Origin of the sequence: Streptomyces sp. NPDC057543 (assembly GCF_042801895.1) — a bacterium.
Taxonomy (GTDB): Bacteria; Actinomycetota; Actinomycetes; order Streptomycetales; family Streptomycetaceae; genus Streptomyces.
Genome location: NZ_JBHVFF010000232.1, coordinates 1 through 14,151, shown reverse-complemented (window position 1 = coordinate 14,151; position 14,151 = coordinate 1). Strand labels below are relative to the sequence as shown.

Here is a 14,151-nt window from a genome sequence, read left to right as displayed (position 1 = left end):
ACGCACTCGTGGTCTGCGAGGTGAAGACCCGCAGGGCGGGTGCCTTCGAGCATCCGATGGCGGCGGTCAGGAACCGTGCACCCCCGCACGGTACTTGGGCAGCCGTACCGTGATCTTCATCCCGGCGCCGATGCCGGTCTCGATGACGAGCCCGTAGTCGTCCCCGTACACCTGGCGCAGCCGTTCGTCGACGTTCAGCAGTCCGATTCCGGTGGATTCTCCGCCCTCGCCGCGCAGGATGTGCCGCAGGCGTTCCGGGTCCATTCCGGTGCCGTCGTCCTCGATGACGACCTCGGCCTCGGAGCCGGCGTCGAGTGCGCTGATGGTGATGCGGCTGCTGGTGACGGCCCCTTCGAGGCCGTGCTTGACGGCGTTCTCGACGAGCGGCTGCAGGCAGAGGAACGGCAGGGCGACGGGCAGCACTTCGGGGGCGACCTGGAGGGTGACGGCGAGCCGTTCACCGAAGCGGGCCCGAACCAGTGCCAGGTACTGGTCGATGGAGTGGAGTTCATCGGCGAGGGTGGTGAAGTCGCCGTGGCTGCGGAACGAGTAACGAGTGAAGTCGGCGAATTCCAGGAGGAGTTCGCGGGCCTGCTCGGGGTCTGTGCGGACGAACGAGGCAATGGCGGCAAGGGAGTTGAAGATGAAGTGCGGGGAGATCTGGGCCCGCAGCGCCCTGATCTCGGCCTCGATGAGCTGGGTGCGGGAGCGGTCGAGTTCGGCGAGTTCCAGCTGTACGCAGACCCAGCGGGCGACTTCTCCGGCCGCGCGCGCGAGCACCGCGGATTCGCGCGGGGCGTAGGCGATGAGGGTGCCGAGGACCCGGTGGTCGACGGTGAGCGGCACGGCCACGGCCCAGCGCAGCGGGCAGTCGAGGTCGTCGCAGTCGCTTGCGAAGGCGGTGTCGCGGCCGCTGGCGAGGAGGCCCCGCACCTGGTCCATGACGTGCCTGTCGTGGTGTTCGCCCGCGCCGTCCCAGACGAGCACCCGGTCTCGGTCGGTGAGGCAGAGGGCGTCGGTGCCGAGCAGGGAGCGGAGTCCGCGGGCGGATTTGCGGGCGCTCTCCTCGGTGAGTCCGGCCCGCAGCGAAGGCGCGGCGAGCGAGGCGGTGTGCAGGGTCTCGAAGGTGGCGTGCTCGACGGGGGTTCCGACGTCGCTGGTGCGGACGGGACGGGCAGTGCGGCGACCGAGCAGGAAGCCCGCGCCGAGCAGCAGAACGACGAGCAGGACGACTGCGGCGCATCCGGCCCCGGTCATCGGTGTCTCCCCGAGGTCAAGAGGGCCCGGCAGTGGGCAGCGCGGGTGAAGGAGCGGGACCGGGTCGCGTGCATCGCAAGGCGGAGGATCGAGCCGGACGGGGTCTCCGCTGCTCGAGCGCAGCCGAGAACTTGGTGAAGGAGCGTTGGTGATCGACGACAACGCCGCGAGGTGCGTGCCCCGGCCCCGCGACGCCGCGAAGCCCGCTGCCGGGCCCTCACAGCGCTTCCGGCAGGTGGAAGCGGGTCATGGCGACATTGGTGCCGGGAGGTATCCGGCCGGGCGTGGCGAGGGACACCAGGACCATGGCGAGGAAGCCGACCGGCACCGACCAGACGGCGGGCCAGGCGAGCAGGGCGTGCGGCCAGCCGGGCGGGCGTACCGCGCCGCTGACGGTGATGGCGACGGACAGGAACGCGGAGCCGCCGCCGAGCAGCAGTCCGGCGATCGCGCCGGGCGGGGTGAGCCGCCGCCACCAGATGCCGAGGACCAGCAGCGGGCAGAAGGAGGACGCGGAGACGGCGAACGCCATCCCCACCGAGTCGGCCACCGGGACCCGGCTCACCAGCAGCGAACCGGCCAGCGGTACGCACATGGCGAGGACGGTGGCGAGCCGGAAGTGCCGTACCCCGCGCGACGGGAGCACGTCCTGGGTGATGACGCCCGCGACGGCCATCGTGAGGCCGGAGGCGGTCGACAGGAACGCGGCGAAGGCGCCGCCCGCGATGAGCGCGCCGAGCAGATCCCCGCCGAGCCCGCCGATGACCCGGCCGGGCAGCAGCAGTACGGCGGCGTCCGCGTCCCCACCGTGGATCAGCTCGGGGGCGTACAGCCTGCCCAGTGCGCCGTAGACCGGCGGCAGCAGGTAGAACACGCCGATGAGGGCGAGGACGGCGACCGTCGTACGGCGGGCGTCGCGGCCGTTGGGGCTGGTGTAGAAGCGGACGACGACATGGGGCAGGCCCATGGTGCCGAGGAATGTCGCGACGATCAGTCCGTAGGTGGCGTACAGCGGATGGTCGGCGCGGAAGACGGAGAGCTGTTCTTCGAAGTGGACGCGGGGCCGCCCGTCGCTCTGCCAGGCGAGCACCAGGAAGATCGCGGGGACGAGGAGTGCGGTCAGTTTCAGCCAGTACTGGAAGACCTGCACGAAGGTGATGGACCGCATGCCGCCCGCGGCGACGGCGATGACGACGACGGACGCCACGAGCACGTCGCCGAGCCAGCCGGGCGCCCCGGTCAGGATCTTGAGCGTCAGTCCCGCGCCCTGGAGCTGCGGTACGAGGTAGAGCCAACCCGCCGCGACGACGAAGACGCTCACCAGCCTGCGCACCTGCCGCGATTCCAGCCGTCCCTCGGCGAAGTCGGGCAGGGTGTACGCCCCCGAGCGGCGCAGCGGTGCGGCGACGAAGACCAGCAGCACCAGATAGCCCGCGGTGTAGCCGACCGGGTACCAGAGCATGTCCGGTCCGTGCACGAGGACCAGGCCCGCGATGCCGAGGAAGGAGGCAGCGGAGAGGTATTCGCCGCTGATCGCCGCGGCGTTGAGCCGCGGTCGTACGGTGCGTGAGGCGACGTAGAAGTCGGAGGTGGTACGGGAGATGCGCAGCCCGAAGCCGCCGACGAGGACGGTCGCGACCACGACGGAGCCGACGGCCGCCACCGCGTACGCGCGGCTCACGGTGCGGGGCGGCCTTCCACGAGCCGGGCGAAGTCGCGTTCGTTGCGCTCGGCCCTTCGCACGTACCACCAGGCGGTCAGGGTCAGGGGCGGATAGGCGGCGAACCCGAGGACCGCCCACACCAGCGCGGCGCTGTGCAGGGCCTCGAAGACCAGGGGCAGTGTGCCGACGACCACCGCGAGGACGATGAAGGCGGAGAGTCCGGCGCGCAACTGGCTGCGCATCAGCGAACGGACGTACGCGCCGCCCAGTGCGGTCTGCTCGTCGATCTCCGACTGGGTGCGGTATCGCGGCAGCGGTCGCACCCGCCGGGGCTCCCCCGTCACCACTTCACGCCGGGGTGTTGGCTCTGCGGACATGGGCCCGGAGTGTACGCAGCACGGGGCCCTCGTGGGAAGGGGTTCGGGTCCGGGTAGTCCCTGGTCAGCGGCCGGTCCGGCGCATCAGCAGATCGCGCAGCGCACGGGCGTGGCGACGGCTCACGGCGAGCTCGGCGGTGCCGACGCGCACACTCATGCTGCCGGCGTCCAGGCGGAGTTCGTCGATCCGGCCCAGCGCGACGAGATGGCGCCGGTGGATGCGTACGAAGCCGCGGGTGCGCCAGCGTTCCTCCAGGGTGGTGAGGGGGACGCGGACGAGGTGGCTGCCGGTGGCGGTGTGCAGCCGGGCGTAGTCGCCCTGGGCCTCGGCGTAGGCGATGTCGTCGATCGGGATGAACCGGGTCACTCCGCCGAGCTCCACCGGTATCTGGTCGCCCGCGGTGTCGAGCACGGGTGCGGAGCGGTCACCGACCTGTTCGGCCACGCGGCGGACCGCTTCGGCGAGGCGTTCGCGGCGGACCGGCTTGAGGACGTAGTCCACGGCTTTCAGATCGAAGGCGTGGACGGCGAATCCCTCGTGCGCGGTGACGAAGACGATGAGCGGGGGTGCGGCGAACCCGGCCAGCAGTTGGGCGACGTCGAGGCCGGTGAGGCCGGCCATGTGGATGTCGAGGAAGACGACGTCGATGGCGGAAGGGTCGTCGGGGCCCGCCTCGACGGCACTGCCGATGCGGCGCAGTGCCTCGGTGGCCCCGGTGGCGCCCTCGGCGCTGCGGATGCGGGGATCGGCGCGCAGGAGGTAGAGGAGTTCCTCCAGAGCGGGTTCTTCGTCGTCGACGGCGAGTACGCGCAGCATGGGCGGAGTGTAGAACGTGCGTGGGGGTGCCGGGCCGGAGTGCGGGGCACCCGCCGGACCGGGCTACTTGAGCAGTCGGGACAGGCGGCGGTCGGCCAGCGGTTTGCCGCCGGTCTGGCAGGTGGGGCAGTACTGGAGCGAGGAGTCGCTGAACGACACCTCGCGGATGGTGTCGCCGCAGACGGGGCACGCCTCGCCGGTGCGTCCATGGACGCGCATCCCGCTCTTCTTCTCGGCCTTGAGCTCTCCGGCCCGCAGTCCGCCGGAACGGGCGACCGCGTCGCGGAGTGTGGTGCGCAGCGCGGTGTGCAGCCGGCTGATCTGGTCGTCGGTGAGGTTCGCGGTGAGCAGATACGGCGACATCTTCGCGGCGTGCAGGATCTCGTCGCTGTAGGCGTTGCCGATGCCCGCGATCAGGGACTGGTCGCGCAGGGCGCCCTTGATCCGGCGGCGTTCCCCGGCGAGCAGCGCGGCGAACGCGTCCCGGTCGAAGGAATCGTCGAGGGGGTCGGGGCCGAGTCGGGCGATGCCGGGCACCTCGGCCGGTTCGTGCACCAGGTATACGGCGAGGCGTTTGGCGGTGCCCGCCTCGGTGAGGTCGAAGCCGTCGCCGCCGGTGAGTACGGTGCGCAAAGCCAGGGGTCCCTTGCCGGGGCGTGGCGGCGTGGCGGGGAAGGCGTCCTTCCACCGCAGCCAGCCGGCCCGGGCGAGGTGGGTGATCAGGTGGAGCTGCCCGGCGGCGATGTCCAGGAACTTGCCGTGCCGGGCGATGGCCGTGACCGTGGTGCCGTTCAGCGCGGTGAGGGGCGGGTCGTACGTCTTGAGGACACTGACGGTCAGTGGCAGGACGCGGTCGATCTCCCTGCCGACGAGGTGGTCGTCGAGGAAGACCCGCAGGGCTTCGACTTCCGGCAGTTCGGGCATGGTTCCAGACTGCCGGAAGCGTCGGCCGGCCGCCTGTCAGAGGCCGTACACGCGCTCGGCCGTGGCGGCGAGGACGCGGTGCCGCTCGTCCTCGGTGAGGGCATCGGTCAGGGTGCGTGCCGTGTCGACGACCTCCCGGTACGTGGCGGCGAGCCGGCACACCGGCCAGTCCGAGCCGAACATCAGCCGGTCGGGCCCGAAGGCGTCGAGGACGGTGTCGGCGTACGGGCGCAGATCGCTCACGGTCCAGGAGTGCACATCGGCCTCGGTGACCAGGCCGGAGAGTTTGCACACGGTGTTGGGGCGGGCGGCGAGGGCCCGGAGGTCGTCGGCCCAGGGGTGCAGTTCACCGGTGACGACGGGCGGTTTGCCGGCGTGGTCGAGTACGAAGGTCAACCCGGGGAGCAGGGCGGCGGCCCGGACGGTGGCGGGCAGTTGGCGGGCCTGGACGACGAGGTCGTAGACGAGCCCCGCGTCGGCGACGGCGGCGAGTCCGCGCCGGACGTCGGGGCGCAGCAGCCACTCGGGGTCGGGTTCGCCCTGGACCTGGTGGCGGATGCCGACGAGCCGGTCGCCGCCGGGGAGTTCGCGCAGCGCGGCCAGAGTGTCGGCGACGTCCGGGGCGGTGAGGTCGCACCAGCCGACGACGCCCGCGACGAGGTCGTTGTCATGGGCGAGGGCCAGGAACTCGGGGGTTTCCGCGGGGACGGTGACGGTCTGGACGAGGACGGTGGCGTACACCCCGGCGTCGCGCGCCTCGGTCTCCAGGTCGTCGAGGGTGAAGGTGCGCCGGAGCGGGGCGAGTTCGTCGCCGGTGATCCAGTCCTGGTCGCGTACCGACAGGTCCCACACATGGTGGTGGGCGTCGACGATCCGTTCCTGACCGCTCATGTCACAGCTCCCAGGCGACCGGGAGACCGGCTTCGGCACCGTCCGAGGAGTAGTCGTGCACGACGTCGAGCAGCTCGGCCATCCTGGCCTGCCAGGCGACGTTGACCGGGAGTTTCTCCAGTTCGGCAAGGAGCGCGGCGTAGTCCTCGCAGTCGATGACGTGGAAGAGGTCGGTGCCGCTGCGCCAGATCGTCCAGGAGGTGGCGCCCGCCGCACGGATCGCGGTGGTGAGCTCCGCGGGGACTTCGCGGTGCGCGGCCTCGTACTCCTCGATGCGGTCGGCGCGGACCTTGGTGTGCAGGGCGATTCTCATGTCAGTGTCCGTCCTCGGTGAGCAGGCCCTCGGCGCGCAGGTCGTCCCAGAGTCCGTCCGGGATCTCGCGGCGGAGCAGGGCGGCGGCGTCGCGCACCTCGCCCGGGGAGCGGGTGCCGACGAGCACTCCGGCGACGGCCGGGTGCGCGAGCGGGTAGTGGAGGGCGGCGGCCCGCAGCGGGACGCCGTGGCCCTCGGTGACGGCCTTGATCCGCAGCGCCCGGTCCAGGAGGGCCAGGGGCGCGGCCGTGTAGTCGTACGTGGCGCCGGGGCGCGGGTCGGCGAGCAGCCCGGAGTTGAAGACCCCGCCGACGACGACGCTGCGGCCGCGGGCGGCGGCCTCGGGCAGCAGCTCGGTGAGGGCGGACTGGTCGAGGAGGGTGTACCGGCCCGCGCAGAGCACGACGTCGACGTCGGTGTCGCGCAGGAAGCGGGTGAGCATGGCGGTCTGGTTCATCCCGGCACCGATGGCTCCGACGACGCCCTGTGCGCGCAGCTTCTCCAGTGCCGGGTAGGCCTCGTGGAACGCTGCCTCCGCGTGGTCGTCCGGGTCGTGCAGATAGGCGATGTCGACCCGGTCGAGTCCGAGCCGTTCCAGGCTGTCCTCGATGCTGCGGCGCACGCCGTCGGCGCTGAAGTCCCAGCGGCGGCGGTGCGTGGCGGGCACGGCGAAGCCCTCGGACAGCCCGTCGGTCATGCGCTCGGTGGCGGTGTCGGCGGGCAGCTTGTCGAGCACGCGTCCCACCTTGGTGGACAGCACGTAGGAGTCGCGGGGTCTGTCGCGCAGGGCCTCGCCGAGCCGTCGTTCGGAGAGGCCGAGTCCGTAGTGCGGCGCGGTGTCGAAGTAGCGGATGCCCTCGCCCCATGCGGCGTCCACGGCGGCCGCCGCCTGCGCGGGGTCGACGGCGCTGAAGAGATTGCCGATGGCGGCGGCTCCGAAGGACAGTTCGGTGACCTCGACCGTGCTGTTGCCCAGCCTGTTGCGCCGCATGCTTCCGTCGCCCTCCCCCGTGATCACTTCCTGCACACAGCGAATATTCATCGGATCACTTGGATGCGTCAACACTTCGGACACCATGATCTGCGGCACTTTTCCAGAGATCTGTCCGATCTATGACTGATCCGGTGTGAACCGTTCAGCCGGTCGGCAGCAGTTCGAGCAGGTGCGCCACCTCGTCGTGGGCGCAGCTCGCCAGCCGCTCCAGATCGGGCAGCGCCTTGCCGTCGGCCACCAGCCCGACCCGCACCCGGCCGCCGTACGTGGACAGGGCGATGGCCAGGGACTGGCCGCGGGCCAGCGGCGCCATCGGGTAGACGGCGCGCAGCGGGCAGCCGCCGAGCGAGAGCGCCGAGCGCGGCAGGGGCACGCTGGTGACCAGGACGTCGAAGAGCATCCTGGCCGCGTTCCCGGCGATGGGCGCGCCGAAGCGGTGGGCCAGCGAGGGCAGTTGATCGGCGAGCACGGCGACCGCACCGGCCCCGCGGAAGGGTCCCGCGGACTTGTTGCGGTCCATGGCGGTGCGGACGGTACGGAGTCGTTTCCAGGGGTCGGGTTCGCGGACGGGGAGTCCGAGCAGATAGGCGGAGAGCTTGTTCCCCGTCGCGGCCGCCTGGCCCGGTCTGCGCCGGGAGACCGGCACCAGGGCGCGCGGGTCCTCGGCCGGCAGCGCCTCTCCGCGCTCCAGCATCCAGCGGCGCAGGGCCCCGGCGACGACCGCGAGGAGGACGTCGTTGGTCGTACCTCCGGCGGCGCGGCGGATCCGCTGGACCGCATCGAGGTCCAGGTCGGCGGTGGCGAGCCGCCGGGTGCCGCTGGAGCTCGCGATGAGCGCCGGCGCGCCGCGCAGATCGAGGCGGCTGGCCCACACCATGGAGGCACCGACTCCGAAGGCCCGGCCGAGGTCCTCGATCCGGCCCAGCGCGAGGCCGGCGACCTGGCGCGGGCCCGGCATCCAGGAGCGGGGCGGGACCGCGCGCGCCCGGCGGGTGGGGATGCCGCTGCGGGCACGGCCGGCGGAAGCGATCTCGTCGAAGATCCCGGCGCCGATGGCGACCGCGCGCATTCCGTCGGCGAGCGCGTGGTGGAGCTTGACGAGCACGGCGAAGGGGCCGCCGTCGGCGCCGCCGATCACGTACATCTGCCAGGGCGGCAGGCCCCGTTCGAGCGGCCGTTCCATCAGCTCGCCCGCCAGCCGGGTGGCGCCCGCCATGAATCCGTCGTCCCCGCCGCGCGATTCCGCCTCGGTCAGCCGCACCGGCGCGATGTGCCGCCGCACATCGAAGTCCTTGTCCACGAACCAGGCCGCGCCGCCGACCGGCAGCAGTACGTCCCTGACCCGCATCCGCAGCCGTGGAATCGCGGCGGCGCGGGCACCCAGCAGTTCCAGCACGGTCTCGGTGCTCACGCCGTGCGCCGGGTCGGGGACCGGCGAGAAGACGGCGAGCGCACCGAGGTGCATGGGGTGGGCATCGGATTCGAGGTGCCAGAAGGCCAGGTCGAGGGGTGTCAGCAGCTCAGTGCCCAACGGATCCTCATGTCATCGAAAGACAGGACTGACGGAGTGGCAGTCAATCGCTTGCGGTCGGTTACGGTCAAGCACAGACATGTTACTTTCTGTTACTGTCGAGTAGTGCTCAGCATCTGTCGGGCCCGTACGCGGCGTCCCCTCGGGCCGCTGCTCGGCACTTCCGCCATCCGCGTATCCGCGCCATCCGGACCGGCCGGACCATCCGATTCATTCGCTTCATTCGTTTTCCGGAATGACGAATTCGCACCACACGCACTTGCCGACGCCCCGCGACTCCACACCCCAGAGGTCGGCCAGCCGGTCCACCAGCATCAGCCCGCGTCCGGAGACCCCGGACTCCCCCGCGTCCCGGCGTCGGGGCAGTGCGCTGGAACGGTCCTCGACATCGACCCGCAGGCGCCGCTCGGACCCGGTGAGCACCCGGATCGTGACGATCGCCCCGCCGTCGGTGTGCATCAGCGCATTGGTGATCAGCTCATCGGCCGCCAGCTCGACCTCGTCGGCCCGCGTCCTGGCACCCCAGGCCCGTACCGCCGCCCGGATCATGTGCCGTGCGGAGCTCAGCGCCTCCGGGTCGCCCTGGGCGACATGCTGCTGGAGCCTGCCGCCCGGTTGGGGTGCGTGAGCGACCTTGCGACCCAGCAGCAGGACCGCCACATCGTCCTCGCCGCCGCGCTCGTCGACCTCTTCGCAGAGCCGGTCGGCCAGCTTCTGCAGGTCCTGCGGACCGGTGCGCACCATGGACGTCAGCAGCTCGATGCCCTCGTCGAGATCGGCGCCGGGCATCTCCACCAGCCCGTCGGTGAAGAGCAGAAGCGTCTGACCGGGATCCAGCTCGACGGTGCCCACCGGATATTCGAGCCGCCCGAACTCGGCGGAGAGTCCCAGCGGCAGCCCACCCTCCGCGACCAGCCTGCGGCAGTCGCCGTCGATGTCGCGCAGCAGCGGATCGATGTGACCGGCCCGGACCAGCTGCACCACTCCGGTCGTCAGGTCGACCTCGGCGTACGTGCAGGTCGCGAAGCGGTCGGTGTCCAGTTCGTGGAGGAAGACGGAGGCGCGGGCCATCACCGTGGCGGGGCTGTGCCCCTCGGCCGCGTAGGCCCGCAGCACGATGCGCAGCTGCCCCATGACCGCCGCGGCATGCGTGTCATGGCCCTGTACGTCCCCGATGACGGCCCCGACACGGCCGCCGGGCAGCGGGATGACGTCGTACCAGTCGCCCCCGATGTCCCGGCCCAGCCGGGCCGACCGGTACCGGACGGCGACCCGCGCCCCCGGCACATCGGGGATCCGGCGCGGCAGCATGGCCTGTTGGAGGCCCTCGGCGAGATCGTGCTCCTGCTCGTACAGCATGGCCCGCTGCAGGCTCTGGGCGATGGAGCTGCCGAGCGCGACGAGCAGATTGCGCTCGTCACCGGTGAAGCCCGCCTTGTCGCTGTAGAGCAGCCCGATGGCGCCGATGGGCCGGGCCTGGGCGATCAGCGGCAGATACGCGGCGGATGTGATGCCGAGGTGGCTGATGTGCGGCCAGAGAATCGGGTACGAGGTGGCGAAGTCCGTGGCGGAGTCGATGAAGCGGGGCGCGAGGGTGCGTACGACTTCGCTCATCGGGTAGCCCTCGTCCGTCCGGGTGTACCGCGTACCGGGGACGAACGAGCCCTCCGGGCCGCCCGCCACGAGATGGATGCGTCCGGCCTCGATCAGCCCGACGACCAGGCCGGTCGCACCGAGATGCGCCAGCCCCTGGGAGTTCTTCAGCACCTCGATGACGTCCCGGACCGTCCGGGCATGGGCGAGTGCGGCCGTGGCGCCCTCCACCAGGCTGGTGCGGCACTGCCGCTCCGTGTCCGGTTCCCGGCGGGCCGTCGAGTCGGCCAGCTCCTGGGTGGCGTCGCGGACGATGCCGATGATGCGATGGGGACGGCCGCTCCCGTCGCGCTGGATGAAGCCCTGGGTGTGGGTCCAGCGCAGCGTGCCGTCTCGCCTCAGGATCCTGAAGTACGCGCCGTAGTTCCGCTGCCCGCTCTTGAGGGCCTGTGCGACCATCGCATCGAGCCGGACTCCCTCCTCGGGCGGCATCCGCACGGCGATCGAATCCGGCCGGTTGTCGTACTCCTCGTCCCGCAGGTCGAACACCTCGAGTGCGGGACGGTCCATGTGCATGAGGCCGGTGTCGAGGTCCCAGTCGAAGCTGCCCATGCGGTTCAGGGCGAGGCTGAGATCCGGGTGGGCGGGCCAGTCGTCCGGGAGTGACAGGGCACCCGCTACCCGATCGTCCATGTGGGTCACTCTGCCATCATTTGTCCGAATCTTCGAGCGAACCCCGCACAGGTGAGGGATTCCCGCTCCAGGCGTTCGACGGCGGTTCCCGGACCCGTGCCTGACACCGGAGGGCACCGTTCGGGAGCACCCGGAGAGCCGCCCGCCGGGAGAGCGCAGGTCAGCAACGGTTACCGTGTCCCGTGGAGCACGGTAAGCCCAGCCTTACTTCTACCGTGCGCCGCACCGCCCACGTCAGCCCGTTCTAAGGACCTGCAACTCCATGACCCGCCCCGTCCGCGTCGCCATAGTCGGAGCCGGCCCCGCCGGAATCTACGCTGCGGACGCGCTGCTGAAATCCGAGGCCGCACAGGACCCGGGGGTTTCGATCGATCTGTTCGAGCGGATGCCCGCCCCCTTCGGCCTGATCCGTTACGGGGTGGCCCCCGACCACCCGCGGATCAAGGGCATCGTCCAGGCACTGCACCAGGTGCTCGACAAGCCGCAGCTGCGGCTGTTCGGCAACGTCGACTACCCCTCCGATATCGACCTGGACGATCTGCGGTCCTTCTACGACGCGGTGATCTTCTCCACCGGCGCCGACGCGGACCGCGCGCTCGACATCCCCGGCAGCGGCCTGGACGGCTCCCACGGTGCGGCCGACTTCGTCTCCTGGTACGACGGACACCCCGAGGTGGCGCGCACCTGGCCCCTGGAGGCGGAGAAGGTCGCCGTGCTCGGGGTGGGCAATGTGGCCCTGGACGTGGCGCGCATGCTCGCCAAGACGGCGGACGAACTGCTGCCGACCGAGATACCCGCGAACGTCTACGAGGGCCTGAAGGCCAACAAGGCCCTGGAAGTGCACGTCTTCGGGCGTCGTGGTCCCGCGCAGGCCAAGTTCAGCCCGATGGAGCTGCGGGAGCTGGACCACTCGCCGAACATCGAGGTCATCGTCAATCCCGAGGACATCGAGTACGACCAAGGTTCGATCGAGACCCGGCGCGGCAACAAGCAGGCCAACATGGTCGCCTCGACATTGGAGAACTGGGCCATCCGCGACGTGGGCGAACGGCCGCACAAGCTGTTCCTGCACTTCTTCGAGTCCCCGGCGGAGATCCTCGGCGAGGACGGCCGGGTCGTCGGTCTGCGGACCGAGCGGACCGAGCTGGACGGCACCGGGAACGTCAAGGGCACCGGACGCTTCACCGACTGGGACGTGCAGAGCGTCTACCGCGCGGTCGGCTACTACTCGCAGGAGCTCCCGAAGCTCCCGTTCGACGTGGCCTCCGGCACCGTCCCGCACGCCGCGGGGCGCGTCGTCGACGGCGCGGAGCCCATGTCCTCGGTGTACGTCACGGGGTGGATCAAGCGCGGTCCGATCGGCCTGATCGGCCACACCAAGGGCGACGCCAACGAGACGGTCGCCTGCCTCCTGGAGGACCACGCCACGGGCCGACTGGCCGTACCGGCACAGCCCGAGCCGGAGGCCGTCACCGCGTTCCTGGAGGAGCGCGGCGTCCGTTACACGACCCGCGAGGGCTGGTACCGCCTGGACGCGCACGAGCGGGCGCTGGGCGCGGAGCAGGGGCGCGAGCGGATCAAGGTCGTGGAGCGCGACGCCATGCTCGACGCTTCCGAGCCCCGCTCCTGACGATACGGACCGTCCGGACCACTCCTGACCGTACGGACCTCCTGACCGTACGGACCTCCCGGCCGCGCGGCCCGACGGTCCGTACGGCCGGAATGGCAGCTCCGTCCACACTCGGCGGAGCTGCCCGGCCCGCGATTTCGCTCAACGACCCTGCGGCGCGACTGTCATGATCCTGACAATCCCCCCTCGACATGCCCGACGCGGATCGCTCCAGACCTTTCACCAATGGCCCGGACCGAAGGCGAACCCCGACACCCGGAGGCCGGTTGTAGGCGGAAGTTCACTTAGCTTAGGCTTACCTAAATTCACGCACTCCGCGTGGGGTTCGCCCGCTCCGTCCGCCTACCCATGAGGAATACCCATGTCCCGGTTCACCCGCGCGCGTCGCCGGACGCTCGCCGCAACTGCCACCGCCGCAGCGTTCGTTCTCGTCCTCGGTGGATGTTCGTCGAGCGACGACGGCAAGGAGACCTCCGGCGCATCCGGGAAGGGCGGCGGAGCGTTCCCCGTCTCCATCAAGAGCGCGCTCGGAACGGCGGAGATCAAGAAGCAGCCCGAACGGGTCGTCACCCTCGGCCAGGGTTCGGCGGAGACGGCCATCGCGCTCGGCCACACCCCGGTGGGCATCGAGAGTTACGAGTGGGGAAGCGACAAGTCGGGCTATCTGCCCTGGATCCACGAAGCGGTGGAGAAGAAGGGCGACAAGCTGCCGACCCAGTTCACCGGCGGCGAGGACATCGACTTCGAGGCCATCACCGAGCTGGCGCCGGACGTCATCCTCGCGCCGTGGTCCGGGATCACGCAGAAGGATTACGACATCCTCAAGGACATCGCCCCCACGGTCGCCTATCCCGAACTGGCGTGGAGCACGGACTGGGACCAGCAGATAGACATCATCGCCAAGGCGCTGGGACAGCCGGACAAGGCGAAGACCCTCATCTCGAAGATCGAGAAGCAGCTGTCCGACGCGGCAGCGACCCGGCCGGGCTACAAGAAGCACACGTTCTCGTACATCTACAACACCGGCCCCGGCACCCTCGGTGTGTTCAAGCCGGACGAGCAGCGCGTCAAGATGGTCTCCTCGCTCGGTCTCACCGTCGACCCGGTGGTGAACACCTTCAAGGAGACCAAGGGCACCGACTCGGCGCTCATCGGGCTGGAGAACGCCGAGAAGCTGAAGGACAGCGACCTCGTCTTCACGTTCTACACCGACGACAAGTCCCGCAAGGAGATCGAGGCGCAGCCGCTGTACGCGGCGATTCCGGCAGTCAAGAGCGGCGCCGTGGTCGCGAGCAAGGACAACTCCTTCGTCACCGCCTCCTCGATCATCAACCCGCTCACCGTGCCGTGGGTGATCGACCGTTACCTGCCGCTGATCGACAAGGCCGTCAAGGCCGCCGACCAGGGCTGAGGCCGACCACCCCCACATGGCCACCACCACACACGCACCGCCGAGCGGTGCCGGAAC

The 14,151-nt window shown here is 70.6% G+C and carries 12 protein-coding genes; 2 read left to right on the top strand and 10 right to left on the bottom strand.

The features are described from left to right. Window positions 1-66: 66 nt before the first annotated feature. The 10 genes from ACFU8Q_RS30375 to ACFU8Q_RS30330 all read right to left on the bottom strand — a co-directional run bounded on the left by ACFU8Q_RS30375 (window position 67) and on the right by ACFU8Q_RS30330 (window position 11,053). The gene (locus ACFU8Q_RS30375) at window positions 67-1,257 is read right to left on the bottom strand and encodes a sensor histidine kinase (protein ID WP_384459814.1); all 1,191 of its coding nucleotides are present in this window, start codon (window positions 1,255-1,257) and stop codon (window positions 67-69) included. A gap of 217 nt (window positions 1,258-1,474) precedes the next feature. Further along, a complete protein-coding gene (locus ACFU8Q_RS30370) occupies window positions 1,475-2,938 on the bottom strand; it encodes a cation acetate symporter (RefSeq protein ID WP_384459811.1) in 1,464 nt (487 codons plus the stop codon). Next, window positions 2,935-3,297, bottom strand: a complete 363-nt coding sequence (locus tag ACFU8Q_RS30365; RefSeq protein WP_384459808.1) for a hypothetical protein — start codon at window positions 3,295-3,297, stop codon at window positions 2,935-2,937. Before ACFU8Q_RS30365 ends, ACFU8Q_RS30370 begins: the two co-directional genes overlap by 4 nt. Window positions 3,298-3,361: 64 nt before the next feature. Beyond that, a complete protein-coding gene (locus ACFU8Q_RS30360) occupies window positions 3,362-4,114 on the bottom strand; it encodes a LytR/AlgR family response regulator transcription factor (protein ID WP_384459805.1) in 753 nt (250 codons plus the stop codon). A gap of 63 nt (window positions 4,115-4,177) precedes the next feature. After that, a complete protein-coding gene (locus ACFU8Q_RS30355; RefSeq protein WP_384459802.1) occupies window positions 4,178-5,038 on the bottom strand; it encodes an Fpg/Nei family DNA glycosylase in 861 nt (286 codons plus the stop codon). A gap of 36 nt (window positions 5,039-5,074) precedes the next feature. Then, the gene (locus ACFU8Q_RS30350; protein WP_384459799.1) at window positions 5,075-5,929 is read right to left on the bottom strand and encodes an amidohydrolase family protein; all 855 of its coding nucleotides are present in this window, start codon (window positions 5,927-5,929) and stop codon (window positions 5,075-5,077) included. A 1-nt stretch (window position 5,930) separates the two neighbouring features. Next, window positions 5,931-6,242: an L-rhamnose mutarotase gene (locus ACFU8Q_RS30345; protein WP_384459796.1), complete on the bottom strand. Its 312-nt coding sequence runs from the start codon at window positions 6,240-6,242 to the stop codon at window positions 5,931-5,933. Window position 6,243: 1 nt separating this feature from the next. Then, complete coding sequence (locus ACFU8Q_RS30340; RefSeq protein WP_384459793.1) at window positions 6,244-7,233, bottom strand: aldo/keto reductase; 990 nt, start codon at window positions 7,231-7,233, stop codon at window positions 6,244-6,246. A gap of 145 nt (window positions 7,234-7,378) precedes the next feature. Further along, a complete protein-coding gene (locus tag ACFU8Q_RS30335; RefSeq protein ID WP_384459790.1) occupies window positions 7,379-8,767 on the bottom strand; it encodes a wax ester/triacylglycerol synthase family O-acyltransferase in 1,389 nt (462 codons plus the stop codon). Between the two features lie 219 nt (window positions 8,768-8,986). After that, window positions 8,987-11,053, bottom strand: coding sequence for a SpoIIE family protein phosphatase (locus ACFU8Q_RS30330; protein WP_384459787.1), 2,067 nt, complete (start codon window positions 11,051-11,053; stop codon window positions 8,987-8,989). A 262-nt stretch (window positions 11,054-11,315) separates the two neighbouring features. Between ACFU8Q_RS30330 and ACFU8Q_RS30325 the strand changes: the two genes are divergently transcribed. Beyond that, window positions 11,316-12,683: an FAD-dependent oxidoreductase gene (locus ACFU8Q_RS30325; RefSeq protein ID WP_384459784.1), complete on the top strand. Its 1,368-nt coding sequence runs from the start codon at window positions 11,316-11,318 to the stop codon at window positions 12,681-12,683. A 361-nt stretch (window positions 12,684-13,044) separates the two neighbouring features. Further along, entirely contained in the window at window positions 13,045-14,094 is a 1,050-nt protein-coding gene (locus tag ACFU8Q_RS30320; RefSeq protein ID WP_384459781.1) for an iron-siderophore ABC transporter substrate-binding protein, read from the top strand. Window positions 14,095-14,151 lie beyond the last annotated feature (57 nt).